Origin of the sequence: Micromonospora chaiyaphumensis, assembly GCF_900091435.1 — a bacterium.
In the GTDB taxonomy this organism is placed as follows: Bacteria; Actinomycetota; Actinomycetes; order Mycobacteriales; family Micromonosporaceae; genus Micromonospora; species Micromonospora chaiyaphumensis.
On record NZ_FMCS01000008.1, the window covers coordinates 130,169 to 155,554 of the forward strand.

The following is a 25,386-nucleotide window of genomic DNA, read 5'->3' on the forward strand; positions in this document are numbered from 1 at the left end:
TCCGCCAGTTCTGAGGCATTGGGTACGCGGCGTGCAGCCGATAGCCTCAGGAGGTGGAATCAGTGCAGCCCCCCGCCGGTTCCCAGGTCTCCCGCGTACCGGCGCAGCGGACCCCGCCCGAGCAGTTGGCGCCGCCCGCGCCCGCTCCGGCGCCGGTACGCCCGAAGCGGCGGCTGCGGACCGTGCTCGCCGTGGTCGCCGGGGTGCTGGCGCTGGTCTGCATCGGCGGCGGCATCGTCGGGTTCGTGCTGTACGACCGAGCCACCGCGCCCGATCGCAGCAGCCCCGAGGTCACGGTGGCCAACTACATCCAAGCCTTCTTCGACGATCGCAATGACACCAAGGCGAATGAGTTCGCCTGCGAAAACGGCGCTGACCTGGGGGACTTGAAGCTTCTCCGCGACGACCTCGTGGCCCGAGAAGGGCGCTTCGGGACAAAGATCTCCGTAGGGTGGGAGGCGCTCACTGTGCAGCAGCAGGGGGAGCGCGCCGACGTCCGGGCCGATCTGGTCATCTCGGCCTTCGTGGACGGGATCTCGCAGAGCGACCGGCAGAGCTGGCGCTTCGAAGCGGAGCACCGGGACGGATGGCGCCTCTGCACGGCCAAGCGTTCCTGACCGATCTCACTCCAGCCACAGCAGGTGCACCGGCACCTCCAGGGTGGTGGGTGCCTGGCCGCGCCAGGCCCACCGGTACCACTCCAGCTCCGGGGCCACCCGGACGCAGATGTCCCCGTCCGCGCCCGAGTAGGTCTCGGTGACCGCGCGGAGGTCCCGCTGCTCCACCGAGCCGGTCACGTGCACCACGCGCCGACCGGCCACCGCGTCGGCCTCGAAGACCGGTGTGGGCGGACGCCGGGTGGGCGCGTCGAGCGAGACCAGCCGGAGGCCCGGCTCGGTCGGCGCCGCCGACGGCCGCCGCTCGCCCACGGTCTCCACCCAGACCCGCTCCACCGGCACCAGCGGTGCGAAGACCTCCACCTGCTCGGACTCGGCGCGATACCACTCGTGTTCCGGGATGACCGGCACGTAGGTCCGGCTGCCCTGCACCACCCGCTCGTCGGCGCGCAGGTCACCGCGCCAGCCGAGGCCGGGCAGGCCGACGAGCACGCGGCGGCCACGCAGCTCGATCCGGCCGGTCGCCGGGACGATCTCGACCGGTCGGGGTGGCTGCGGAGCCCAGTCCGGCTGGTCCGCGAAGGGGTCGGGCAGCGGGTTGCTCATGTTCCGGTGCGCCTCACGCCGTCCCGTCCACCGGGGCGCCCCGCTCCCGCATGAACGGCACGGGGTTGATCGCCCCCCGGCTGGAGCGGTCGCCCTCCACATGCACCTCGAAGTGCAGGTGCGGGCCGGAGGAGTTGCCGCTGCTCCCGGAGAGTCCGATCTGGTCGCCGGCCTCCACCATCTGCCCCGGCACGACCTGCGGCCGGTGGATCATGTGGCAGTAGCGGGTGATGTAGCCGCCCGCGTGCAGGATGTCGACGAACCAGCCGCAGCCGCCCTTGCCCGGCCAGCCGTCCCGGTCGCAGTCGCGCTTTCCAGAGTGGTCGGGGTCGCAGCGGGCCACCAGTACCCGACCGGCGGACGCGGCGTGGATCGGCGTCTCCTTGTCGGCGGCGAGGTCGACCCCGTTGTGGCTGGGCCGCTCGGTGGTGCGGAAGCCCGAGACGACGCCACCGGGGAGCGGGGCGGTCCAGCCGGAGGCGGCGATCCGGGCCCCGGCGGCGGCGTCGCAGACCGCCTTGCCGTCGATCTCGACGGTCCGGGCCGCCCCGCCCGCGAGGGCGTCCACGATCCGGCCGGCCAGGTCCTCGTGCTTCGCGTAGGCGTCCGGGAAGGCGCTGACCTGCACCCGCTGCGCCACCACGGTGAGCGGCCGGTGCTGCCAGTCCCGCACCTTGACCAACTTCTCGTAGAACTTTCGGGCCGTGTAGGACGGGGTCATCCGCTGCTCCACGCTGCCCCACCCGGGCCGCTGCTGGAACAGGCCCAGCGAGTCGTGGTCGGCGCCGACGCCCTCGTGCGGCAGGGCCAGGGACGCCGGTACCTTCCGGTTCGCCAGGTTGCGCAGCGCGGACTCCTGCATGGCGGTGGCCAGCGCGATGACCCAACCGCGGGCGGGCACCTTCATGTCCTGGCCGACCTTGACGATGACGGCGGCGTTGCGAAGCTGGGCGTCGCCGTACTCCGTGAAGCGTGGCATGTCCCCGGTGAGGTCGACCTGGTAGGCCGGGTCGCAGTTCAGGCCGGCGAGCACGCCGTCCTTCTGGTCGCCGCCGAGCTCGGTGAGGAGGAAGGCGCCCGCACCCCCGACGCAGCAGAGCAGGGTGAGCACCGTGGTGACCGCGGTGACCAGCACGCCGACCCGCAGCTTGCGGCGGATCGGCGCGGTGACACCGGCCACGGCGCTCACTGCCGCTCCCAGTCGACCGCGTCCACCAGCCACCGGCCGTCGGGCGCCACCAGTTCGAGCCGGAGCCGGCCGTCGTCGAGCGGGACCAGCGCCTCCACGAAGGACTCCGTCCGCGCCCGGAGGGTCACGGCGCCGGTGACCCGCCGCGCGGGCACGGTTTCCGGGTCGGCGCCGGTCATCTTCTCGAGGAGCGCGGGCGTGGAGAGCGGCCGCAGCCGCGACTGCCAGGCCTCGGCGGTGCTGCCCGGGCCCGTCAGCCAGGCCGTGGTGAACCGCCCGGCGGTCTGCTCGGGGGTGGCCTCGCCCGGTCGCGTCTTCGGGGCGACCGCCGCCGGCGGGCTCGACAGCACCCCGTCGTCACCGGCGTGCGGGTCCACGGTGCTGATCGGCTGGCTCGGGCGGGTGCTCAGGCCGAGGGTCGAGTCGACCGGCCCGGAGACCAGCCGGGCCGCGCCGATCACACCGAAGACCAGGACGGCGATCACCAGCGCGACGCCCAGCCGAGAGCGCAGCACCCGGGTGAACAGGAACTCCAGCGCCCGCCGCACCGGATTCACCGCGCCTCGGAGCGAACCCGCGGCGCCGGCTTCGGCGCCGGGGCGCGGTCGGCCGAGTCCGGCCGGTAGACGGTGAAGGCGGGCGCCTCCTCGGGCACGTCGGGGCCGGTCCAGCTCGCCGGTGCGCGGCGCGGCCGCGGTGCGGCCGTGCGGCCGGACCGGCGTTCGGCCGCCGGAACCTCGTCGGGCTGCTCCCGCCCGTCGGGGCGCTCCCGTTCGACCACGGTGTGCGCGGGGTCCTCGTGCCGTGCCTCGGGCCGGAGGCTGCGCTGGTCGGCGGTCACGGCCCGCCGCCGGCCCATCGTCGGCTCGGCGGTGCCACCCGGCTCGGCCACGTCGAGCCGGGCGGCGATCCGCATGTCCCGGAAGAAGCGCCGGTGCCAGGAGCCGGCCGAGCTGACGGCCTCGCTGCTGTCCTTGCCGCCGAGCTGCGTGATTCGCCGGTACGGGCGGAGCAGCAGCCAGCCCACCACGCCGCAGAGCCAGACCAGGACCACCTGGAGCCAGCCGGGCAGCGTCGGTGTGTTCATGATCAGATCCACGGCGAACAGGTAGATGGCCGCGCCGGTGCCGAAGATGGCGATGTTGAACACGGCGGCGACCACGGCGTTCGCCAGTCGCCGCAGGCCGGCGCTCGCGGGACGCATCAGCCCGACGGTGCCCAGGATCGGCGCGGCGATCACCGCCCAGCGGAAGATCAGGAAGCCGAGCAGCACCAGCAGCGACGCGGTCAGGTCGAACATGGCAAAGAGCAGCGAGGCCAGCACCGCGATGAAGCCCGCCCCGACCCGGTCCATGTCCCGGACGCCCTGGAGGTACTCGTACGCCTCCGGATCCTCGGACTTGATCTGCTCGGCCACCCGTGCCCACTGCTGCTGCTTTGCCTTGATGATTACTTCGCGGGTAGCGGGCTTGGCGCGGATCGACTCCGCTTCGCCCCAGGTCAGGGACTTGGCGTCGTAGAGCGCCGGACCGTACTTCTTGGCGGTCTCACTGTCGGCGGAGCCGAGCACGCCCCGTAGCCAGTTGCGGTAGAGCATGGTCTCGGTTGCGGTGTCGCTGGCACGGACTGCGGGCGGGCGCTTGTCGATACAGGCATCTGGATTCGGCAGGACGCACTTGTCCGGGGGGATGTCCTTGGACGTCGGACCGACGGCATCGTGCACCACGCCGAGGGTGGTGATGAGGGTGTTGTCGGCGATGTTCGCCGACTTGACCGGCCAGGCGGCCAACGCCGTCACCGCCACCATCACGAGGATGGCCCAGCCGGCCGTGGTCATGGCGTTGCTCATGTCCGACTGGCGGGAGCGCCAGAGCAGATAGAGGCCGACCACGCAGATGGTGATGATGCCGAAGACGCTGAACACCTTCTGGTAGACGGCCTTGGTGGCCTGTTCCACCAGCGGGTCCGCCCAGCCCCACATGGTGCGCGGGTCCCAGGCGCGCTCGCGCAGCGCGTTGGACGCGCCGATGATCGCGTTGGCGAACATGAACTCGCCGTTCGCCACCATCGTGGTGAAGCGGTAGTCCGGATGCAGCACCGAGGAGGCGCAGCCACCGTCGACGTCGTACGTCGTGTAGCTGTATCCGGCGTACCCGTAGTCGCTGTAGAGGCCCTTGGGGCCGGGCTGCTTCGCGGAGTCGGGGCGGGACGCGAACCACCCGGCCAGGCCGGAGTCCGGAGCGCCGGGCACCGGGGCGTTGCGGCACTCGACCTGATCCTCGCTGACCGCCTTCAGCTTGGCCACGCAGGCGCGGAAGTCCGCCTGCCACTCCTTGGTGCTGCACAGCTCGGCCCGGGCCTGGGCGGCCGGCACGGCGGCGTACGCGGGTGTCGCCCCGACCAGCGGCCAGGAGATCGTGGCCCCGGCCAGCAGGCCGAGTGCGAGGAGGAGCGCCGCGATCCGTGCCCGCGCCATGTCACGCCTCCAGATCAGCCAGGACGGTCGGCAGCTGCCCGGCGGCCCGGGCGACCGCGGCGGGGGTGGTGTCCAGGTGCTCCAGCAGCCCGTCGACGTACGACACGTCGACCCGGACCTTCTGCACGCGGCCGTCGACGTCGCGCATGACGAACTCGCGGAAGCCGAGCCGGGCGGCCGAACCGCTGTCGGCCTGGGACAGCGAGGCGAGGGTGGCCTCGTAGCCGTCGTTGACCGGCACCCGGAGCAGCCGCAGCGCCTCGGAGGCGATCTCGGTGTCCTCGGCGATCCGGCCGACGAAGACGGTGGAGACCAGGTTCTGCACGTCGAGCCCGAGGATGTCCTTCGGGTTCTGCGAGGCGACGAGCGCGGCCAGGTTCCACTTGCGTGAGTCGCGGGCCAGGCGGACCAGGAACGACCGGCCGGAGCGCCAGCCCTCCATGAAGTGCGCCTCGTCAAGGCCGACCAGCTTGCGGGAGGACATCGAGCCGCCGTAGCAGCGGCGGACGGCCAGCCGGTGCGCGGTGTGCAGCATCGGCAGGGCCAGCGCCTCCTCGGCGGACCAGTACTCCCGCTCGATCTTGAGGTCGGGCAGCCGGAGCCCGGCCATGGTGATCACGGTGAGCGCCGCGTCGGCGCCGAGCAGCCCCTCCGGCGGGCGGCCGAAGAAGAGCATGGCCAGCGGCATCTCGGCGGTGTCGAGGAGCAGGTTGGCCAGTTCCCGGCCGGCGTCGTCGTCGAGGCCCTGAAGGCAGGCGACCACGTCGTCCAGGGTGGAGGTCTCCTCGGCCGGCACCTGGCGTACGGCGTGCCGGAACAGGGTGGCGGTGGACGCCTCCCGGGCCACCTGCGGCGGCACCAGCATCATGCAGATGTCCTGCACGAGCATCCGGCGCTCGGCGCGGGCGTTGGAGACCGCGATCTCGAACTCCCGGTCGCCGGCCGCCCCGGCGCCGAACTCGCTGCGCAGCGGCGTGGGGATCAGCGCGTACGGGGCCAGGGTGCCCTGCTCCGAGCCGGTCAGGTTGAGCACCCGCGAGTAGGGCGCCAGCTCGGGCATGGCACAGAGCCGGGCCAGCGGGCCGGACGGGTCGAGCAGGGTCACCTGCACGCCTCGGCGAGCGGCCAGGTAGCCGAGTGCGCCGAGCAGGGTGGACTTGCCGCCGCCCGGCTCGGCCACGAAGACGGCGAGACCGGAGCGCTCACGGACCTCCATGGGGAAGTGCAGGTCGAGGAAGACCGGGCGGCGGCAGGTGCCGGCGGTCCGGCCGATCAGGTCACCACGCCGGTCGCCGACCGTGGAGGCGGCCTGCGGCAGCGCGGCGGCGAGCAGGTTGACCGGCATCCGCCGCACGTAGCCGGTGTTGGCGATCGGCTCGCCGGGGATGAACTCGCGGGCCAGCCAGTCCTGGTTCTTCGGGTGCTGCAGCGAGATGCGCAGCTCGCGCTGGTAGAGCTGGATGAGCCGGCGGGCCCGTTCCAGGCACTCCTCGCGGGTCCGGCCGCCGACCGCGATGCGGTGCCAGCCGTGCGCGCGGGCCGAGTCCACCGGCAGGCCGGTGGTCATCTCGTCGCCGATCACCAGCGCCCGCTTGGCCAGCCGCTCCAGCTCGGGTGGGGCGTCGATGCCGTGCTCGGCGTAGTCGAGCTGCTGGGACCGGATCATCCGGAGGCGGTGTTCGAGGTTCCGGAAGGAGTCGCCGGGGCCGAGGATGTCGACCCGGGTCGAGAGCTCCATGGGCCAGGGCAGCCGCTCGTGGAAATGCAGCCACGGCTCGTGCCGTTCGGGGATCTCCAGCGGCTCCATCCGGCCGACCGCGAGCACGGCCACGTGCCGCTCCTCGCCGGTCATCCGGTTGACCAGCTTCACGGTGGAGCCGTACGGGGTGCGGTAGCGCTCGACCTGCTCGGTGAGCGCCAGCAGGTCGCCGCGTTCCCACCGCCCGTTGGTGACCGGGGAGAGCACGCCGGGCGGGGCCATGCACAGCGCCACCGAGCGGTAGAGCAGCCACTCCAGCTCCTGGGCGGTGACCCGGCGGCCACGCATGCCGAACGCGCCGAGCACCTCGTCGAACTGCTCGACGGTGCGGCCCAGCCGGCGCCGCTCGCCGTCGGCGGTGCCCCGCCCGAAGGTGCGCAGCAGCCGTTCGGTGAGCGAGTCGCCGAGTGACCGGCGGGCGAAGGTGACGCCGAGGTAGGTCTGGCCCTCGGCGTGGTTGACCGCCATGAGGTGCCGTTGCGCCGCGACCAGGTGGTCGGCCCAGCCGGTGGTGCCAGGCACGTCGGGCAGCGGCGCGGCGGTGTGCGCGTCGATGGTGCGGGCCCACTCGTCGGCCGGGAACGGCCGGGTGGTGCGGCGCAGGTGCAGCCGGAAGCCGGCGAGGCCGGCGTACTGCTCGGAGATCGCGGAGAGCAGCGCCTCGCGCTCGGCGTCGGGGCGGAACGCCCAGCGCACCTCGGGCAGCCAGTACCAGGCGGTGACCGTGTTGGGGGTGAAGGTGAGGTGGCCGGCGATCTCGGTGATGGCCAGCTCGACCGACGGGTCCCGGTCACCGAACTTGATCTTCGGAGCCCTGACCCGGACCGGCTTCGCGGGCTTCCCGCCGCGCTCCGGGGACCGCTGCCGAGGCGGCGCCACCTCCCGGCCGGACGGGGTGGCCAGCTCACGCGCCTCCGGCCGCGGCTCCGCCTTCCGCCGGTCGCGTCGGCGGGCGGGGCGCTCGATCGGGGTCTCCGGCCCGGCCTGCTCCGGCTCGACGGTGGACCGGAGGGCCGGGAGCCGGTCGCCGACCTGGTGCGGCACCCGGGTACGGGTGGCCGGCGCCGGTTCGAGGGCGGGCTGCTCCGGCGCTTCGGGGCCGGCGTGCGCCGCCGGGCGGGCGGCCTCGACCGCCTCGCGGGGCCGGCCCACAGGGCGGACGCCGGGCGCGCTCTCCCGGAATCGGGCGGCCGGTGGCTCGTCCTCGGGCCGCGCGGGCAGGGCCGGTGGCGGCAGGGGTCGCTCGACCGGCTCCGCCGGAGCGGCGTGCTGGAGCGGGATCGGCAGGGGCGGCTCGACCGGCTCGACCGACTCGACCGGGGCGGCGTGCTGGGACGGGACGGCCCGGGGCGGCGGGGCCGGCTCGACCGGCGCCGCGTGCTGGTGCGGGATGGGCAGCGCGTCCCGGCCGACGCCGCGCCGGGGCGGCGCCACCACCGGCTCCACCGGGACGGGCGGGCCGGAGGGCGGGCTCGCCGGCCGGCGGACCCGGGGCTGCGCGCCGCCGAAGAGGTCGAGGAAGGGGGAGTCGATGTCGCCGCTGTCGGTCACCACCGGCTCGCGCTGCTCGGCGCCGCGCGGGGCCAGCGGCCGGGGCGGCTGGAAGACCCCGACGCGACCGTGCTGGGGGCTGGGCACCAGTGCCGGGTCGAGGGTGGCCTCGTCCAGCTCCTCGTCCGGTGGGTAGTCGAACGAACGCGCACGGTTACCGTGGGGTCCGGCCGGACGTCCGGCCGGGGAACCCGGCGTGGAAGAGCGACTCATGCGACCGCCTCACCCGCGTCGTTCGTCTGCGCCGTCGGCGTACGCCCGGTCATGCCAGTTCCTCCCGGATCCTGATCCGGCTCGCGACGAGGCGCGGGTCGCGCTGCTCGGCGGCCGGCTCCCGGGTGCGTCGCCAGTCCGTCAGCGCGGTCCGGATGACCATGCGCGCCGGCCGGTCCGGGTCGACGTACCGGAAGATGAACGAGGTGGTCACGATGGCGAGCGAGATCTCCCAGGCGGGAAAGAGCTCGACCTGGAGCGTGAACAACCAGTGGATGAACATGTAGAGGGGTACGAGCAGCATGAACAGGCCGTACTGGGCGTACGGCAGGTGGACGGGAAGGGTGTACCCGGGCGGGCCCAGGTAGACGAGGCGTGCCCGGTAGATGTCGTCGTCGGTGCGCAGCCGCATCGTCGCCCAACGCCTATTCGAACATCAGGTTGATGAGGTAGTCGCCGACGAAGAAGAGCGTGGCGGCGCCGGCGATGAAGGCCAGCCCGATGATCGCGATGGCCGAGCTGGTGAGCACCTTGGAGATCTCACCCCGGCTGGCCCGGCCGATGAAGATCACGCCGAGCACCGCGAGCAGGATCGGCGCGATCTTGCTGGCGAAGAAGGAGACGACACCGTTGGTGTCGATGCCCTTGGGTGCCGGCTCGGCGAGTGGAGTCGACGCCAGGGTGTGGAGCGCGTGGTCGACGGCGGCGTGCGCCGTCCCCATGAGCTCGATGGCGATCACTGGAAACCTCCCCAGGGGTCGCGGCCGGGGGTGCCGCGATGGTGCAAGTAAGGCAAGCCTGGCGGGATGGTGCTCGATAAGCACAGCGTCCTCGACGCTGCGTTCGTCACCCACCACGGAGGGTGGTGAGCTTTGGGGGATTTTTTCCCGCTTCGGCCCTCCCTCCAGGCTTCGCCGTCTCGCTGCTGGCCAATTCCAAAGCGTACGGCCCGGTTACCTTTGCGACAACCCGCGAAGAGTCGACCCGGAACGGACCGGACGACCGATCGTACACCTGTTCCAACTCGCACGTCAGGGGCGTCGTCCGGCGGGCTTGCCGGGGTCGCCGGAAGCCCTGTTGGCGACCGGTACTGTCGGGTCCGTGACCGATCTGGTACGGGCGGAGACCCCGGTGGTGATGGGCGTCCTCAACGTCACGCCCGACTCCTTCTCGGACGGCGGCAGATACGCCGACCTGGACGCCGCCGTCGCACACGGAGTGCGACTGCGGGCCGCCGGCGCGGACCTGGTCGACGTGGGCGGCGAGTCGACCCGGCCGGGCGCCGACCGGGTCGACGCGGAGACCGAGATCGCCCGGGTGCTGCCGGTGATCCGCGAGCTGAGCGCAGCCGGCATCCCGGTCAGCATCGACACCAGCCGGGCCCGTGTCGCCGAGGCGGTCCTCGGCGCCGGTGCGGACGTGGTCAACGACGTCTCCGGCGGCCTCGCCGACCCGGACATGGCCCGGGTGGTCCGGGACGCCGGCTGCCCCTGGGTGCTGATGCACTGGCGGGGCCACTCGCGCGAGATGCGGGACCTGGCCCGCTACACCGACGTGGTGGCCGACGTACGCGACGAGCTGAGCCGCCGCGTGGACGAGGCCCTGGCCGCCGGGGTGGCCGCCGACCGGATCATCGTCGACCCGGGCCTGGGCTTCGCGAAGACCGCCGCGCACAACTGGGAGCTCAGCGCCCGCCTGCCCGAGCTGGTCGACCTCGGCTTCCCGCTGCTGTTCGGGTCGAGCCGCAAGTCCTACCTGGGCCGGCTGCTGGCCGACCCCGACGGCAACCCGCGGCCGACCGCGGAGCGGGAGGCGGCCACCGTCGCCACCAGCGTGCTCGCCGTGGCTGCCGGCGCCTGGGGGGTCCGCGTGCACGACGTCCGGGGCACGGCCGACGCGCTCGCCGTCTGGCGGGCCACCGGCCGCCCGCGCCTTGCCCGGCCCACCACGAAGGAGTGAGAGCCATGACCGACCGGATCGAGCTGACCGGCCTGCGCGCGCACGGCCGGCACGGCGTCTACGACTTCGAACGCGCCCAGGGGCAGGAGTTCGTGGTCGACGCGGTGCTCGAACTCGACCTGGCCCCGGCCGCCCGCTCCGACGAGGTGACCGACACCGTGCACTACGGCGAGCTGGCCGAGAAGCTGGTCGGCGTGGTCACCGGCGAGCCGGTCAACCTGATCGAGACGCTCGCCGACCGCCTGCTCGCGATCTGCCTGGCAGAGCCGCTGGTCGCCGCGGCGACGGTCACCGTGCACAAGCCGGAGGCCCCGATCCCGCACACCTTCCGGGACGTGGCGGTGACCATGCGGCGTACCCGATGAGCCGGGCCGTGCTGTCGATCGGCAGCAACCTGGGCGACCGCCTCGCCCACCTGCGCGCCGCCGTGGCCTCGTTCGGCGACACCGTGCTGGTGGTCTCCGGCGTCTACGAGACTCCACCGTGGGGGGACGCCGACCAGCCCGCGTACCTCAACGCGGCGCTGCTGGTGGCGGACCCGGCGGCGACCCCGCGCGACTGGCTGGCGCGGGCCCGGGCGGCCGAGGCGGCGGCCGGGCGCACCCGGGACCCGGAGCGGCGGTACGGGCCGCGCACCCTCGACGTCGACGTGATCGCGGTCTGGGACGCGGCCGGGGAGCCGGTGCACAGCGCCGATCCGGAGCTGACCCTGCCGCACCCCCGGGCCCACCTGCGGGCCTTCGTGCTGCGGCCGTGGATCGACATCGAGCCGCACGGCCGGCTGCCCGGGCACGGCTGGCTGACCGACCTGCTGAACGCCGAGCCGCTGGCCTCCGACGCGCTGGAACTCGGTCCGCGCCCCGATCTGGCGTTAGAGTCGGACGCATGACCCAGTGGAGCCGGACGGCATGAGCCAGGCGCAGTCCCCGCGCGACCCCGACCGTTTCCGGATGGGTCCGACCCGGATCTCCACGCTGGTGGTGGCCGCGCTGGCCGCCGCCGCGCTGGCCTGGCTGCTGATCAGCAGTTTCTACGGGAGCGCCCCCGACCTGCCCTGGCTGCCGGTGGTCACCCTGGCGGGCCTGGCCGTGCTGGAGGCGTACGCGGCGGTCAACACCCGCGGCCGGATCGAGCGCCGCCCCGGCCGGGACCCGGTGAACCCGCTGCTGGTCGCCCGGTTCGTGGCGCTGGCCAAGGCGTCCGCGCTGGCCGGGGCCATCTTCGCCGGCTTCTATGCGGGGCTGACCGGCTGGCTCTTCCTGGAGCCGACCAACGCCGCCATGGACGACCGGCCGGCCGGCGGGGCGGGCCTGCTCGCCTCGCTCGCCCTGGTGGCGGCGGCGCTTTGGCTGGAGCGGTCCTGCCGGGTCCCCGAGCAGGAGGACGACGAGGATCGGGAGCCCGGCGACCGGGAGACTCCGCGCGGCCGCCTCTGAACAGGGGGTTCCCAGCACCTGTCCCCGCAGGTACCGTGCCTGGCGACCGGAGAGCAACGGCCGCCGCCGGTCCGCCCGCGCGTCGGACCGCACGGCTGGCCATGTGGGAGGCGCGGGCCATGGCGTACGACGAGACGGGCCGGAATGCGCCGGTGGAGACGTCGTCCGGTGTGCCCGCGGCCGTGCTGGAGAACGTCTTCGACGACCCCTCGCACGGTGAGCCCGGCCGGGACCGGATCGCCGTGCACGTGGTCTGGGAGTTCCTGCTGCTGCTCGGCCTGGCCGCGCTGACCTGGCTGCTCTGGCGGGAGGACGCGGACGCGCTGCGCGGCGGTGCCCTGAAGACGCTGCTGGTCGACGTGGCCGGGCTCGGGCTGCTCACGCTGGCCGCCGGGCTCAGCCTGCGCGCCGCCGCGGTGAACCTGGCGATCGGGCCGGTCGCGCTGGCCGCCGCGCTGCATTTCGCCGAGCAGGGCGACCGGGGCGTGCGGGAGGCGCTGCTCCCGGCGCTGGTGGTGGCGACGGTCGGCGGGCTGGCGCTCGCGCTCGCCGTGGTGGTGCTGCACGTGCCCGGCTGGGCGGCCAGCCTGGCCGGCGCGGCCGGCGTGATCGTGTACATCGAGCGGCGGACCACCCCGGTGGTGGTGCAGGGCGGCTACGACCCCCGGCGCACCGCCCTCTACCTCTTCGTCGGCTTCGCCGCGGTGGCCGTCCTGGGCGGGCTCTTCGGCGCGATCAAACCGGTCCGCCGGCTGGTCGGGCGGTTCCGGCCGGTCAACGACCCGGCCCGGCGGCGGGGTGCCGTGGCCGCCACGGTCGCCGCGCTGGCGCTGGTCGCCTCGACGGTCCTGGCCGTGCTCGGCGGGGTGCTGATCGCCGCGAACGGGGACGGTCCGGTGACCCCCGCCACCGGCCTCGACTGGTCGGTGCTGGCCATCGGCGCCGTGATGCTCGGCGGCACCAGCGCGTACGGCCGGCGCGGCGGGATCTTCGGCACCCTGCTGGCGGTCTGCACGGTGGCGGTGTTCCTGGCCTGGGCCGTGGCGCAGGACTGGTCGTTCAGCCGGTGGGCCGTGGGCGGGGCGACCCTCGGCGCCGGCCTGCTGGTCACCCGGCTGGTCGAGACGTTCGGCCGGCCCCGACCGGCGGCACCGAACCCGGTCCCGGCCGGCCCGACGGGGCCGGGTGGCGACGGCGCGATCAGCACCGGCTGGGCGCTGACCCCGCCGCCCGACCCGGCCGACGCCTGGCCCTCGGTGCTGCCGGTGCGGACCACCGACACCGTCGACTCGTGGGAGTCGCCGCGCTGGGAGAGCGAGCCGCGCCGCTGGGACGCCGGGGACCGCTGACCGCGCCGGCGTCGCGTCCGTCCGGCCGGAGCTGATCTCGCCGGTTAGGCTCGGCGGCATGACGGAGACTCCTGCCCCCGGCGGCCGTACCTTCGACGAGCTGGACAAGCTCTCCACCGAGGACCTGCGCGAGCAGGCGTTCCACCTGGCCCGGGAGCGCCGCGACGTCGAGTTCTTCTGGACGGTGCTGCGGCACATGCCCAACGCGGACGAGGCCGCGATCCTGGACGGCGCCCCCAACTCGATCGGGCCGATCATCGACGAGGCCAACGCCCTGTGGCGGGAGATGACCGGGCACGGCTACCAGGAGCAGGAGTCCACGCCGCTGCTGCGGGCCGCCTTCATCGACTACCTGCTGAAGCACTAGACGATGACCACCCGCCGGCCCTCGGCGGTTTCGCGGGTACGCAGGTTTGCCCGGCGCGGCGGCCCGGGAACTGACCGCTCCATGGCCCTCACCAACCGCCCCCGCACCGTCGCCGCCTACGGCACGGCCGCCGGCACCGGCACGCTCGCCGCGCTCCTGCTCGTCGCGGTGGGCGGCAGTCCGATGTACGTGGGCTGGGTGCAGGACCACACCGACCCGACCGGGGCCGGCGGCTGGTTCCTCCGGCTGCTCGCCTGGCCGGCCTGGCGGCTGCACGCCGACGACCCGTCGCAGGGCGTGCTCGCCACCAACCTGCGGGCGATCCTGCTGGTCGTGCTGGCCGCGGCGCTGCTCTACCTGCTGCCCGGCCCGCAGGTGGCCCGGGTCGACAGCTCGGGCAGCCAGTTTTTCTCGGGCTGGGGCGCGTACGCGCTGGCCGCCGGGTGCACGGCCCTGCTGGCCACCCTCCTCGGGCCGCACGGCTCGCTCTTCGCCGCCTTCCAGGCCGCCAGCACCGGCGTCACCTACGGCTTCTTCGCCGGCTGGATCGTCGGCCTGGCCAGCCTCGGCGGAAGGGCCTGACCGAACCGGTCGACGCGGCCGGGACGACGGCTCAGTCCAGGACGCCCAGGCCCAGCAGCCGGGCCCGGCTGAGCAGCCCCAGCGGCCGGCCGTCCTCGGTGACGACCGCGTGCTCGGCGCCCGAGGTGAGCAGGCCGCCCAACGCGTCGTACGCCGAGCCGCCGAGCGGCACGGTCGGCAGGTCGGCCCCGCCGTCGGCCGGGAGCGGGTCGAGCACGTCCCGGGTCACCGGGGTGACCGCCAGCCGGCGGATGCCCCGGTCGGCGCCCACGAACTCGCGCACGAACGGCGAGGCGGGGGAGCCGAGCAGGGCGGCCGGCGTGTCGTACTGCTCCAGGCGGCCGCCCTCGGAGAGCACCGCGATCCGGTCGCCCAGCCGGACCGCCTCGTCGAGGTCGTGGGTGACCAGCACGATGGTCTTGCGGACCTCGGCCTGGAGCCGGAGGAACTCCTCCTGGAGCCGGGTCCGGACGATCGGGTCGACGGCCGAGAAGGGCTCGTCCATGAGCAGCACCACCGGGTCGGCGGCGAGTGCGCGGGCCACGCCGACCCGCTGCCGCTGGCCGCCGGACAGCTCGTGCGGGTAGCGGCGGCCGAACTGGCCCGGGTCGAGGCCGACGAGCTCCAGCAGCTCGTCCACCCGGGCCCGGGTCCGCTCCCGGGGCCACCCCAGCAGCCCCGGCACGGTGGCCACGTTGGCGGCGACGGTCTGGTGCGGGAAGAGACCGACGTTCTGGATCACGTACCCGATCCGGCGACGCAGCGTCACCGGGTCGACCCGGGTGACGTCGTCGTCCCCGAGCAGGATCCGCCCGTCGGTGGGCTCGATCAGCCGGTTGATCATGCGCAGCACGGTGGACTTGCCGCAGCCGGACGGGCCGATCAGCACCACCAGTTCGCCGGCCTTCACCTCCAGGCTCAGCTCCCGCACCGCCTCGGTGCCGTCCGGGTAGCGCTTGCGGATGCGCTCCAGCGTGATCGAGGCGGCGCCGTGTCCGGCACCCGGGGTAACGTCCACGTGTGTCCCTCCACCTGAGCTACCGGGCCGCGCCCGGTAACCCGTGGTTCTCCTGGCAGTACGTGCGGGACAACTCTGACACGATCCTGGCCGCGCTGCGCGAGCACACCTGGCTGACCGCCCGGGCCGTGCTGATCGCGGCGCTGGTGGCGCTGCCGCTGGCGGTGGCCGCGTACTGGTTCCGCTCCCTGGCCGGGCCGATCCTGGCGCTGACCGGGGTGCTCTACACGGTCCCGTCGCTGGCGCTGTTCGCCTTCCTGGCGCCCTACCTGGGCATCGGCGCGATCACCGTGCTCACCGTGGTGGCGCTCTACGCGCTGCTGGTGATCGTGCGCAACGCGCTGGCCGGGCTGAACCAGGTGCCCCCCGAGGTGCGCGAGGCCGCCGAGGGCATGGGCTACGGCCGCTGGGGCCGCCTGTTTCGGATCGAGCTGCCGCTGGCGCTGCCCGGCATCCTCACCGGCGTACGCCTGGCCACGGTCTCCACGGTGGCGCTGGTCACGGTGGGCGTGGTGGTCGGTCGGGGCGGCCTCGGCCAGCTGATCTTCGCGGGCTTCCAGAACAACTTCTACAAGGCCCAGATCATGACCGGCACCGTGCTCTGCGTGCTGCTGGCGCTGGTGCTCGACCTGATCCTGGCCGGCGTCGGCCGGGTGCTCACCCCCTGGCTGCGAGGGCGGAACTCGTGAACCCGGTGCAGCAGGCGGTCGTCTGGTTGAACGACCCGCTCAACTGGACGAACCCGGGCGGCATCCTCGATCGGCTGGGCGAGCACCTGAGCATGTCCGCGCTGGCGGTGCTGCTCGGCTGCCTGGTGGCCTGGCCCATCGGGCTCTGGCTCGGGCACACCGGCCGGGGCGGCGGCCTGGTGCTGCTGGTGTCCAACGTCACACTCGCCATCCCGACGCTGGCCCTGCTGACCATCCTGCCGCTGACCTTCCTCGGCTTCGGCCGGCCGGCGGTGGTGGTCGCGCTCGCCGTCTTCGCGGTGCCGCCGCTGCTGGCCAACGCGTACACGGGGGTGCGGCAGGCCGACCCGGAGGCCCGGGACGCGGCGCGCGGGATGGGGCTCTCCGGCGGGCAGGTGCTGCGCCGGGTGGAGCTGCCGCTCGCGGTGCCCTACCTGGCGGCCGGGTTCCGCACCGCCGCAGTCCAGGTGGTGGCCACCGCGGCGCTGGCCTCGTTCGTCAACGGCGGGGGGCTCGGGCAGATCATCCGGGCCGGCTTCGGGCTCGACATCGCGGCCGGCGGCGGCCAGATCATCGCCGGCGGTGTCCTGGTGGCCGGGTTGTCGCTGCTCGTCGAGGGGGCGCTGGCGCTGGTCGAGCGGGCGGTCACGCCGCGCCCGCTGCGCCGGGCCCGGCGGGTGGCGAACCGGCGCGCGGCCGACGCGACGGCGGGGGTCTGAACCCCTCGGGGATGACGATCAGGTGACGAATCCCTCTCGGAGTTGTCGGTCGGGTCCGGAAGATATTGGCTGAAGACGCGGGCGTTCGATCGGACCGCCCGTCGGACACGCGGCCGGCCCGAGACGGGTCGCGCCGGGACACGGAAGGCGGGCATGATGCACGCACGTTCACGGCTGGCCGTGGGGGCGCTCGGCGTCCTCACCGCGGCGACCTTCCTCACCGGCTGCGGTGACGCCGGTTCCTCCGGCACCGACGCGCCCCAGCAGGGCGCCTCGGGGGCCGGCTGCGCCCCGGTGGCGGGCGACAAGCTCACCGTCCTCACCGACGACAAGAAGCTCCAGAACACCGACAACGTCATCCCCGCGATCAACGCGAAGGCGGCCACGCCGCAGCTCGTCGCGGCGCTCGACAAGGTCTCCGCGAAGCTCGACACCCCCAAGTTGATCGAGCTGAACCGGGCGGTCGACGTCGACCGGAAGACGCCGCAGGTCGCGGCGAAGGAGTTCGCCGACGCCAACGGCCTGACCGACGGCGTCGAGAAGGGCCCCGGCGGCCAGATCACGGTCGGCGCCGGCAACTTCAGCGAGAGCCAGACCATCGCCGAGCTCTACAAGATCGCGCTCACCGCGGCCGGCTACCAGGTCAAGGTGCAGACCATCGGCAACCGGGAGCTCTACGAGCCGGCTCTGGAGAAGGGCCAGGTCCAGGTCGTCCCCGAATACGCGGCGACCATGGCCGAGTTCCTCAACACCAAGGCCAACGGCAAGGACGCCCAGCCGGTCTCCTCGCCGGAGCTCGACAAGACGGTCAGCGCGCTGAAGGCGGCCGGCGACAAGGTCGGCATCAGCTTCGGCCAGCCCGCCCAGGCGCAGGACCAGAACGCCTTCGCGGTGACCAAGGCGTTCGCCGACAAGTACCAGGTCGCCACCCTCTCCGACCTGGCGGCCAAGTGCTCCGGCACCGCCACCGTGCTGGCCGGCCCGCCGGAGTGCCCGCAGCGACCGAAGTGCCAGGCCGGCCTCGTCGAGGTCTACGACTTCAAGGCCGGCTCGTTCAGCTCGCTGGACGCGGGCGGCCCGCAGACCAAGAACGCCCTGAAGACCGGCGCGGCCAGCGTCGGGCTGGTGTTCTCCTCCGACGCCGCGCTCGCCGCGAGCTGACCACCGCCGCCGCGCCGGCGGGCCGCCCCCGGCCCGCCGGCGCCGGCGGGCCGCCGCCGTGGCCGGAGGGAAGCCCTGGTCACCGGCTCTACATCGAGGCTTTCGGCCCGTTCCCTACCGGGGCAACTCTCGGTAGTCTGCTCAGCCATGCCCGCCTCGGTCGCCCCCGCCGGAAACCGCAGTCCCCAGCTGCTGACCGTCCTGTTCTGGATCGGAGTGGGGCTCGCGCCTCTGGCGGCGCTCATCCTGCTGGTGGCCGACGGCAACGGCCCGCTCCGGTTCGGCGCCGTGCTGGCGATCCTCGCGGTGGTGCTGATCGGTCTCTCCGTGGCGCTGCGCGCCGAGAGCGGCGGCGGGGCGGCCGCCATGGAGGATCTGCACGAGGAGATCGAGCGGCTCCGCCGGGAGTTGCGCGGGGAGATCGTGGCCGCCGCCCAGCGCGGCAACCAGGCGCTCGACCAGGCCCAGCGGACCGAGGAGTCGGTCACCGCGATGCGCCGCCGGCTCGACGCCGCGGCTGCCGGCATCGCCGCCGCGGCGGGGTTGACCACGTCCCCCGCCGACGAACCGGCCGGCGGCCGGGCCCGGGTGCCGGTCACCGAGCCCCACGACGAGGGGCGGTCGCGCACCGAGCCGGGCCGGGCGCAGCCCGCCGGGCGGGACGAGGACGAGGCCGCGCGCCGCCCGCAGTCCGGCACCCGGTACGGCGCCGCCGCGGCCGACCGCCCCGGCCACGGCACCGACCGCGCCCAGTCGGGCGTCTACGGCGCCGACCGCGCCCAGGCCGGTGTCTACGGCGGCGACCGCTCCCAGGCCGGCGGCTACGGTGGCGACCGCCCGCAGGCCGGTGTCTACGGCGCGTCGCGGGCTCCCGAGCCGGAGACCCGCCCGGAGCCCCGGCCGGTCGGGGTGGTGCACCACACCGAGACCGTGCACGTCACCACCCGGCACACCATCGTGGACGGCGGCGCGGACCCGGCCGGCAGCCGGTACGGCGGGTACGCCGGCCGCTGGTCTCCGGCACCGGACGACCGCCCGTGGTCCGGCGCCGAGCCGGAGGACCGCCTCCGCGCCGGGTACCGGGACGCCGACGACGACCGCCCCCGCGCCGGATACCGGGACGCCGACGACGACCGCCCCCGCGCCGGGTACCGGGACGCCGACGACGACCGTGCCCGGCCCGGTCGGGACGAGCGCTCCCGGTCGGCCCAGGCCGGCTGGTCCGGGTCGGCCGGCTCCCGGGAGGACGCCTCCTGGTCGGGTACGGCCGGCGGTGCGCACCCGTGGGCGGGCGTCGGCCGGGCACACGGCGAGGACCGGGGCTGGCCCGCGCGCGAGAGCGACGACCGGGGCCGGTCGGCGCGGGAGGACGAGGACCGCGGCTGGTCCGCACGGCAGACGGACGACGACCGGGCCTGGTCGGCACGGGAGGGCGACGATCGAGGCTGGTCCGCCGACCCGGCCGACGACCGGTCCTGGTCCGCCGCCCGCGACGACGTCGGCCGCGGTGGCCCGGGCACCTGGGCGGGTCAGGCCGACCGCGCCGGGCAGGGCGGTCCGTGGGCGGGTCAGGCCGACCGGACCGGGCAGGGCGCCTGGGCCGGCCGGGGCAACTGGTCGGGTCAGGGTGACCGCGCCGGCTACGGCGAGCAGGCGGCCGACGGCTGGGCGGGGACGGACGCGGGCCGGGCGGCGGCCGACGACCCGGACGGCGACTACTGGTCGGAGCTGCGCACCGGCAACCGGTGGGCCGCGGTCCGCGACGACGAGCACGGCCGGGAGATCCGGGTCGGGGAGCGGCGGGCCGCGGTGCACGCCGACGGTGGCGGCACCGAGTACCGGATCGAGGACCGCTGGGCGTCCGTACGCGGCAGCGCCGGCGAGCCGGGTGGCGGCTGGGCCGAGGAGAGCCGACCGGCGCTCCCGGCCGGCGGGGTGCCGGTGCCGGACGAGTGGCGGCCACCGGCGCAGCGCAGCGGCCAGCCGGAGTGGCGTCAGGCCGAGCCCGAGCCGGCCCGCTACGGCTACCCGCCGCGCGACGACGCTCCCCGGGCCGGCGGCACCCGGGCCACCGACCGCTGGCGCTGACCGGGCGCCCGCGAGCTACTTGTCGATGTCGCCGACCACGAAGAACATCGAGCCCAGGATGGCGATCAGGTCCGGCACGAGGCAGCCCGGGAGCAGGGTCGCCAGCGCCTGCACGTTGGCGTACGAGGCGGTGCGCAGCTTGAGCCGCCAGGGCGTCTTCTCGCCCCGCGACACCAGGTAGTAGCCGTTGATGCCGAGCGGGTTCTCGGTCCAGGCGTAGGTGTGCCCCTCGGGCGCCTTCACGACCTTGGGCAGCCGGGTGTTCACCGGCCCGGTGAGCCGGTCGACCCGGTCCAGGCACTGCTCGGCGAGGTCCAGCGAGGCGTACACCTGGTCGAGCAGCACCTCGAAGCGGGCGTGGCAGTCCCCGGCGGTCTTGGTCACCACGGGCACGTCGAGCTGGTCGTAGGCCAGGTAGGGCTCGTCCCGGCGCAGGTCCAGGTCGAGCCCGGAGGCCCGGGCGACCGGCCCGGAGGCGCCGAACGCGGCGGCGTCGGCCGCCGACAGCACGCCCACCCCGACGGTGCGGGCCAGGAAGATGTCGTTGCGCCGGATCAGGTTGTCCAGGTCGGGCATCCGGCGGCGGACCTCGCCGATGGCCGCCCGGGCCCGCCCGGTCCAGCCCGCCGGCACCTCCTCCTTGAGCCCGCCGACCCGGTTGAACATGTAGTGGATCCGGCCGCCGGAGACCTCCTCCATCACCGCCTGGATGGTCTCCCGTTCGCGGAACGCGTAGAACATCGGCGTGATCGCGCCGATCTCCAGCGGGTAGGAGCCGAGGAACATCAGGTGGTTGAGCACCCGGTTCAGCTCGGCGAGCGCCATCCGCAGCCAGGTCGCCCGCTCCGGCACCTCCATGCCCATGAGCCGCTCGACGGCGAGCACCACGCCCAGCTCGTTGGAGAACGCGGAGAGCCAGTCGTGCCGGTTGGCCAGCACGATGATCTGCCGGTAGTCGCGCACCTCGAACAGCTTCTCGGCGCCCCGGTGCATGTAGCCGACGATCGGCTCGGCGGACACCACCCGCTCGCCGTCGAGCACCAGCTTGAGCCGGAGCACGCCGTGCGTCGACGGGTGCTGCGGCCCGATGTTGAGCACCATGTCGGTGCCGAGCTGCTCCCCGCCGGCCCCGGTGCCGACGGTCAGTTCGCGGAGGTCGCCGGCGTCGGTGGTCATGTCCGTCATCGTGCCATGAGCGGATTGAGGGTGACGCCGACCGGTTGCAGGAGCCACCAGTGCCCGCCGAGGCCGGCCGGGTCGGTCAGCTCGGCCACCGCCGACGCGGCGGCGAGCGCCCGCACGTAGCCGGCCGGGTCCCGCGAGGCCAGGCTCAGCGGCGGTCGCCCGCCGTCGGCCCCGAGCGCCCGCAGCCCCTCCCGCTGCGACACCAGGGTGTACGCACACCGCGCGACCCGCTCACCGGCAGAGGCGACCGAGTCGACGGCCACGTGCGCCGTCACGTCACACGATCCGTCCGGCACCGGCGCCACCTGCCGCCCACCCCGATACCCGGTCATCGTCCCGCCGGCCGGCCGACCCTCCCGCAGGTGCCCGTAGTCCACGGCCAACGCCACCCCCCGATCGAGGTGCGTGATCGCCGCCGCCCAGGCCTCATCCCGGCTCCGCCCCACCTCGCCACGCCCGCCCACCCCGTTGATCAAGAAGTTTGCGTCCGACTCCGGGCCCATTCCTGACGCAAACTTCTTGATCGACGCCGGGGCCGGGGCTGGGGCCGGGGCCGGGGTCGGGGCTGGGGCTGGGGCGGGCCACCACTGGTCCAGCCAGTCGGCGTCCTCGGCGTCGACCGGGTCACCCGTCGACTCCTCGCCCGTCGCCGGGTCCACCAGCAGATACCGCCAGCCCTCGGGGGTGTGCACGGCAAGGTCCAGCGGGACGTTGTCCAGCCACTCGGTGGCCACCAGCAGCCCCGTGACGCCCTGCGGGATCTCGTCCACCCACTCGATCTCCGCCGGCAGGTCGTCCGGTCGGGGCGCCTTCTCGACGGCGACGAGGCGTACCCGCTCGGCAAGCGGAAGCGGCGCGGCGGCGGGCTCCCCCGAAACCCGAAGCGCGACCGACAACGACCGCAACAGCTCCCCCCGACCGGCGCCCACGTCCACCACGTCGAGCCGCGCGGGATGGCCGAGGGCGGCATCGACAGAAGACAGCAACCGAAGCAGACACGAGGAGAAGACCGGAGAGGCGTGGACGCTCGTGCGGAAGTGGGCCACGGGCCCCGGGCCGGAGACGAAGAAGCCGTCGGGCCCGTAGAGGGCCGTGGACATCGCCTCGCGCCAGCGGAGCGCCATCAGTTCATTCCTCGTTCAGGGGGCGTCACCGTGCCGACCCTACGGTGAGCGGACATGAGACGAACCGCGATCCCCGCGCTGGCCGTCGTGCCGCTGCTGCTGGTCGCCGCCCCCGCCGTGGCCGCGCCGGCGGCCGACACCCCGCGCCCGGTCCGGGCGGTGACCGAGACCGCCTCCCTCTTCGACGACGAGGCCGGTGGCGACGCGGACGCCGACGACCCGGCGATCTGGGTGCACCCGACCGACCGGGCGGGCAGCCTGGTCATCGCCGCCGCGAAGAACGGCGGCCTGCGGGTGTACGACCTGCGGGCCCGTGAGCGGCAGTCGATCGCCACGCCGCCGGCCCCGGGACCCGACGACGAGCCCGGCCGATTCAACAACGTCGACCTGGTGGCCGGCTTCCGGCTGGGCGGGCGGGCCGCGGACCTGGCCGTGGTCACCGACCGGGGGCGGGACACGCTGCGCTTCTACCGGATCGACCCGGTCACCCGGCGGCTCACGGACGTCACCGCTCCGGACGTGCCGTTCGCGTTCAGCCGGGACCAGGCCGAGGTGAACGAGCAGCGCACCGCGTACGGGCTGGGCACCTTCGTCGACGCCGACGGGGCCACGTACGCGGTGGTGAGCCGGCGCAGCACCCCCGAGGTGGGGGTGTTCCGCCTGGTGGAGCGGGCGGGCCGGGTCAGCTACCGGCCGGTGGACCGGCTCGTGCTCCCGTCGGCGTTCACCCTGCCGGACGGGACCACGTGGTCGCCGTGCACCGACCCGGGCGACGGCCCGCAGGTCGAGGGGACCGTGGTGGATCCGGGCACCGGCGTGGTCTACCTGGCCCAGGAGAAGGTCGGCCTGTGGCGGACCCGGCTGGTCGGCGGCCGGTTCGCCGGCGCCCCGCGGCCGGTCGAGCGGGTCCACGAGTACGGCGTCCCGGCGGCGTTCGACCCCGAGCAGGACGACTGCGTGACCGACCTCTCCGCCGATCCGGGCTTCGGCGGGCGGATCGCCCAGGACGTCGAGGGGCTGACCATCCACCGGAGCGGCCGGCTGACCGGCACCCTGATCGTCTCCAGCCAGGGCGACGACACCTTCTACACCTACGACCGGCGCACCAACCGGCCCACCGGGCGGTTCGCGGTGGTCGACGGCCGGGTCGACGGCGCGCAGGAGTGTGACGGCGCGGCGGTGACGGCCACCCCGTTGCCGGGCTTCTCGGGGGGCCTGCTGGTGGTGCACGACGGCCGGAACACCCCGGAGACGCCGGGCGGGGACGGCGAGGCGCGCCCCGACACGGACTTCAAGTTCGTCGACGCGGGCTTCCTGCGCGACCGGCGCTGACGTAACAGAAGGGGCCGCTCCGCGCTTCCGGAGGGGCCCCGTCGCGCCGTCGGTGAAGGTTTTCACACATCCTTGTTTCGGCTCTGTGGCCCCGGCGCATACTTGCGATCGACCGGTACCCCCTTCGAGGACTGGATCGATTGCCATGAGCGCACCGCTGCGTTCGCGTCCGGCCGCCCCGCACCGGGCCGCCGACGCCCCGCTCGTCTTCCCGCGCACCCTCACGGTCGGCGTGATCGGCGCCGGCCGGGTCGGCGCCGTGCTCGGCGCGGCCCTCGCCGCGGCCGGCCACCGGGTGGTCGCCGCCGCGGGTGCCTCCGGCGCCACCCGGGCCCGGATGGCGCTGCTGCTGCCCCAGACCCCCACCCGCTCCGCGGCCGCCGTGGCGCGCGCCGCCACCGACCTGCTGGTCGTCGCGGTCCCCGACGACGCCCTCGCCGGCGTGGTGGCCGGCCTGGCCGAGGCCGGCGCGCTGCGCCCCGGTCAGGTGGTCGCGCACACCTCCGGCGCGCACGGGCTGGCCGTCCTCGCCCCGGCCGCCACAGTGGGCGCGCGGCCGCTCGCGCTGCACCCGGCCATGACCTTCACGGGTACGCCGGACGACCTCACCCGCCTCGCCGGCATCTCCTACGGGGTGACCGCCCCGGCCGAGCTGCGTCCGCTCGCCGCCCGGCTGGTGGCGGACCTGGGCGGCGTGCCCGAGTGGGTGGCGGAGGGCGACCGGCCGCTCTACCACGCGGCCCTGGCACACGGCGCGAACCACCTGGTGACCCTGGTCAACGAGGCGGCCGACCGGCTCCGTGACGCCGGGGTGGACCGGCCGGAGAAGGTGCTCGCCCCGCTGCTGCGGGCCGCCCTGGAGAACGCGTTGCGGCTCGGCGACGACGCGCTCACCGGCCCGGTCTCCCGGGGCGACGCGGGCACCGTACGCCGGCACCTGGAGCGGCTGGCCGCGACCGCCCCGGAATCCGTGCCCCCCTACCTGGCGTTGGCCCGACGGACGGCGGATCGCGCGATCGCGGCGGGCCGGCTGCGGCCGGCCGACGCGGCGCCGCTGCTGGACGTACTCGACGGTATGGAGGTTGCGGCCTGATGACCGAGTTGGTGCACACCCGCAAGGAGCTGGCGGCGGCCCGCGAGGGGCTGACCGGCACGGTCGGTGTGGTGATGACCATGGGTGCGCTGCACTCGGGGCACGAGACCCTGCTGCGGGCCGCCCGGGAGCGGGCCGACCACGTGCTCGTCACGATCTTCGTGAACCCGCTCCAGTTCGGCCCGAACGAGGACTTCGACCGCTACCCGCGCACGCTGGACACCGACCTGGAGATCTGCCGGCGGGCCGGTGCGGACGTGGTCTTCGCTCCCGCCGTCGAGGACATGTACCCGGAGGGCCAGCCGAAGGTGCGGCTGAACCCGGGGCCGCTCGGCGAGGACCTGGAGGGGCTGAGCCGCCCCGGCTTCTTCCACGGCGTGCTCACCGTGGTCCTGAAGCTGCTCCAGCTCACCCGCCCCGACCTGGCCTTCTTCGGCGAGAAGGACTACCAGCAGCTCACCCTGGTCCGGCGGATGGTCCGTGACCTGGACGTGCCGACGGAGATCGTCGGCGTGCCGACCGTGCGCGAACCGGACGGGCTGGCCCTGTCCAGCCGCAACCGCTACCTGTCGGCGGACGAGCGGCAGGCCGCGCTGAGCCTCTCCGCGGCGCTGCGGGCCGGCGTCGCGGCCGCCGAGCAGGGCGCCGACGCCGGTGCGGTGCTGGCCGCCGCCCACCGGGCCTTCGACTCGGGTACGCCCGGCGCCCGCCTCGACTACCTGGTGCTCACCGACGCCGACCTGGAGCCCGGCCCGGTCTCCGGCGCGGCGCGGCTGCTGGTCGCCGCCTGGGTGGGCGCCACCCGCCTGATCGACAACACGGCGCTCCACCTCGCTCCGCGTTCCTGACTCCACCAGCTTCTTTTCCGAAAGG

Annotated in this window: 25 protein-coding genes; 15 read left to right on the plus strand and 10 right to left on the minus strand. The window is 74.4% G+C overall.

Features of this window, described 5'->3' with window-relative positions; genetic code table 11:
* The first annotated feature begins 62 nt into the window (after nt 1–62).
* Nucleotides 63–617 carry a hypothetical protein gene (locus tag GA0070214_RS21640; protein WP_091267016.1) on the plus strand — a complete coding sequence of 185 codons (555 nt, stop codon included), beginning with the start codon at nt 63–65 and terminating at the stop codon, nt 615–617.
* Between the two features lie 6 nt (nt 618–623).
* Here GA0070214_RS21640 and GA0070214_RS21645 read toward each other — a convergent pair whose 3' ends face one another.
* Genes GA0070214_RS21645 through GA0070214_RS21675 form a run of 7 tightly spaced genes read right to left on the minus strand, consistent with a single transcriptional unit; the run spans nt 624 to nt 9,151 of the window.
* The gene (locus GA0070214_RS21645) at nt 624–1,223 is read right to left on the minus strand and encodes a hypothetical protein (RefSeq protein ID WP_091267020.1); all 600 of its coding nucleotides are present in this window, start codon (nt 1,221–1,223) and stop codon (nt 624–626) included.
* A gap of 13 nt (nt 1,224–1,236) precedes the next feature.
* On the minus strand, nt 1,237–2,403 hold the full coding sequence (locus GA0070214_RS21650; protein ID WP_091267617.1) for a M23 family metallopeptidase: 1,167 nt from the start codon (nt 2,401–2,403) through the stop codon (nt 1,237–1,239).
* A 5-nt stretch (nt 2,404–2,408) separates the two neighbouring features.
* Nucleotides 2,409–2,969, minus strand: coding sequence for a hypothetical protein (locus GA0070214_RS21655; protein ID WP_091267023.1), 561 nt, complete (start codon nt 2,967–2,969; stop codon nt 2,409–2,411).
* On the minus strand, nt 2,966–4,888 hold the full coding sequence (locus tag GA0070214_RS21660; RefSeq protein WP_091267026.1) for an MraY family glycosyltransferase: 1,923 nt from the start codon (nt 4,886–4,888) through the stop codon (nt 2,966–2,968). The genes GA0070214_RS21655 and GA0070214_RS21660 overlap by 4 nt, the downstream gene beginning before the upstream one ends.
* Before the next feature lies 1 nt (nt 4,889).
* Complete coding sequence (locus tag GA0070214_RS21665; protein WP_091267029.1) at nt 4,890–8,411, minus strand: ATP-binding protein; 3,522 nt, start codon at nt 8,409–8,411, stop codon at nt 4,890–4,892.
* 49 nt (nt 8,412–8,460) lie between these two features.
* On the minus strand, nt 8,461–8,823 hold the full coding sequence (locus tag GA0070214_RS21670) for a hypothetical protein (protein WP_091267032.1): 363 nt from the start codon (nt 8,821–8,823) through the stop codon (nt 8,461–8,463).
* 13 nt (nt 8,824–8,836) lie between these two features.
* Nucleotides 8,837–9,151, minus strand: coding sequence for a hypothetical protein (locus GA0070214_RS21675; protein ID WP_091267035.1), 315 nt, complete (start codon nt 9,149–9,151; stop codon nt 8,837–8,839).
* Nucleotides 9,152–9,512: 361 nt separating this feature from the next.
* On the opposite strand from GA0070214_RS21675, the gene folP reads away from it, so the two are divergent.
* The 7 genes from folP to GA0070214_RS21710 all read left to right on the plus strand — a co-directional run bounded on the left by folP (nt 9,513) and on the right by GA0070214_RS21710 (nt 14,104).
* Entirely contained in the window at nt 9,513–10,370 is an 858-nt protein-coding gene (gene folP / locus GA0070214_RS21680) for a dihydropteroate synthase (RefSeq protein WP_091267038.1), read from the plus strand.
* A 5-nt stretch (nt 10,371–10,375) separates the two neighbouring features.
* Complete coding sequence (folB, locus tag GA0070214_RS21685) at nt 10,376–10,735, plus strand: dihydroneopterin aldolase (RefSeq protein ID WP_091267043.1); 360 nt, start codon at nt 10,376–10,378, stop codon at nt 10,733–10,735.
* Nucleotides 10,732–11,259, plus strand: coding sequence for a 2-amino-4-hydroxy-6-hydroxymethyldihydropteridine diphosphokinase (gene folK / locus GA0070214_RS21690; RefSeq protein WP_091267047.1), 528 nt, complete (start codon nt 10,732–10,734; stop codon nt 11,257–11,259). Before folB ends, folK begins: the two co-directional genes overlap by 4 nt.
* Nucleotides 11,260–11,320: 61 nt before the next feature.
* Nucleotides 11,321–11,806, plus strand: a complete 486-nt coding sequence (locus GA0070214_RS21695) for a DUF3180 domain-containing protein (protein ID WP_377463217.1) — start codon at nt 11,321–11,323, stop codon at nt 11,804–11,806.
* 119 nt (nt 11,807–11,925) lie between these two features.
* Nucleotides 11,926–13,155, plus strand: coding sequence for an ABC transporter permease (locus GA0070214_RS21700; protein ID WP_091267622.1), 1,230 nt, complete (start codon nt 11,926–11,928; stop codon nt 13,153–13,155).
* 58 nt (nt 13,156–13,213) lie between these two features.
* Nucleotides 13,214–13,522 (plus strand): hypothetical protein, encoded by a 309-nt coding sequence (locus GA0070214_RS21705; protein WP_091267050.1) that lies wholly within the window; start codon nt 13,214–13,216, stop codon nt 13,520–13,522.
* An 81-nt stretch (nt 13,523–13,603) separates the two neighbouring features.
* Nucleotides 13,604–14,104, plus strand: coding sequence for a hypothetical protein (locus GA0070214_RS21710; RefSeq protein WP_091267053.1), 501 nt, complete (start codon nt 13,604–13,606; stop codon nt 14,102–14,104).
* 31 nt (nt 14,105–14,135) lie between these two features.
* Here the strand turns inward: GA0070214_RS21710 and GA0070214_RS21715 are convergent, their stop codons facing one another.
* Nucleotides 14,136–15,122: an ABC transporter ATP-binding protein gene (locus tag GA0070214_RS21715; protein WP_091267055.1), complete on the minus strand. Its 987-nt coding sequence runs from the start codon at nt 15,120–15,122 to the stop codon at nt 14,136–14,138.
* A 2-nt stretch (nt 15,123–15,124) separates the two neighbouring features.
* Here GA0070214_RS21715 and GA0070214_RS21720 point away from each other — a divergent pair, with 2 nt between their 5' ends.
* The 4 genes from GA0070214_RS21720 to GA0070214_RS21735 all read left to right on the plus strand — a co-directional run bounded on the left by GA0070214_RS21720 (nt 15,125) and on the right by GA0070214_RS21735 (nt 19,779).
* Nucleotides 15,125–15,811 (plus strand): ABC transporter permease, encoded by a 687-nt coding sequence (locus GA0070214_RS21720; protein ID WP_091267058.1) that lies wholly within the window; start codon nt 15,125–15,127, stop codon nt 15,809–15,811.
* A complete protein-coding gene (locus GA0070214_RS21725; protein ID WP_091267061.1) occupies nt 15,808–16,530 on the plus strand; it encodes an ABC transporter permease in 723 nt (240 codons plus the stop codon). Before GA0070214_RS21720 ends, GA0070214_RS21725 begins: the two co-directional genes overlap by 4 nt.
* 156 nt (nt 16,531–16,686) lie before the next feature.
* Nucleotides 16,687–17,691 carry a glycine betaine ABC transporter substrate-binding protein gene (locus GA0070214_RS21730; RefSeq protein ID WP_091267625.1) on the plus strand — a complete coding sequence of 335 codons (1,005 nt, stop codon included), beginning with the start codon at nt 16,687–16,689 and terminating at the stop codon, nt 17,689–17,691.
* A 147-nt stretch (nt 17,692–17,838) separates the two neighbouring features.
* Nucleotides 17,839–19,779 (plus strand): hypothetical protein, encoded by a 1,941-nt coding sequence (locus GA0070214_RS21735; RefSeq protein ID WP_208602857.1) that lies wholly within the window; start codon nt 17,839–17,841, stop codon nt 19,777–19,779.
* A 15-nt stretch (nt 19,780–19,794) separates the two neighbouring features.
* On the opposite strand, the gene GA0070214_RS21740 is transcribed toward GA0070214_RS21735, so the two are convergent.
* Nucleotides 19,795–20,964 (minus strand): NADH-quinone oxidoreductase subunit D, encoded by a 1,170-nt coding sequence (locus GA0070214_RS21740; RefSeq protein WP_204343179.1) that lies wholly within the window; start codon nt 20,962–20,964, stop codon nt 19,795–19,797.
* Nucleotides 20,961–22,088 carry an SAM-dependent methyltransferase gene (locus GA0070214_RS21745; RefSeq protein ID WP_091267067.1) on the minus strand — a complete coding sequence of 376 codons (1,128 nt, stop codon included), beginning with the start codon at nt 22,086–22,088 and terminating at the stop codon, nt 20,961–20,963. Before GA0070214_RS21745 ends, GA0070214_RS21740 begins: the two co-directional genes overlap by 4 nt.
* A gap of 54 nt (nt 22,089–22,142) precedes the next feature.
* On the opposite strand from GA0070214_RS21745, the gene GA0070214_RS21750 reads away from it, so the two are divergent.
* The 3 genes from GA0070214_RS21750 (at nt 22,143) to panC (ending at nt 25,361) form a co-directional block, all read left to right on the plus strand.
* Entirely contained in the window at nt 22,143–23,420 is a 1,278-nt protein-coding gene (locus tag GA0070214_RS21750) for a phytase (protein ID WP_091267070.1), read from the plus strand.
* 145 nt (nt 23,421–23,565) lie between these two features.
* Nucleotides 23,566–24,513 (plus strand): Rossmann-like and DUF2520 domain-containing protein, encoded by a 948-nt coding sequence (locus GA0070214_RS21755; RefSeq protein ID WP_091267076.1) that lies wholly within the window; start codon nt 23,566–23,568, stop codon nt 24,511–24,513.
* Complete coding sequence (gene panC, locus GA0070214_RS21760) at nt 24,513–25,361, plus strand: pantoate--beta-alanine ligase (RefSeq protein ID WP_091267081.1); 849 nt, start codon at nt 24,513–24,515, stop codon at nt 25,359–25,361. Before GA0070214_RS21755 ends, panC begins: the two co-directional genes overlap by 1 nt.
* Nucleotides 25,362–25,386 lie beyond the last annotated feature (25 nt).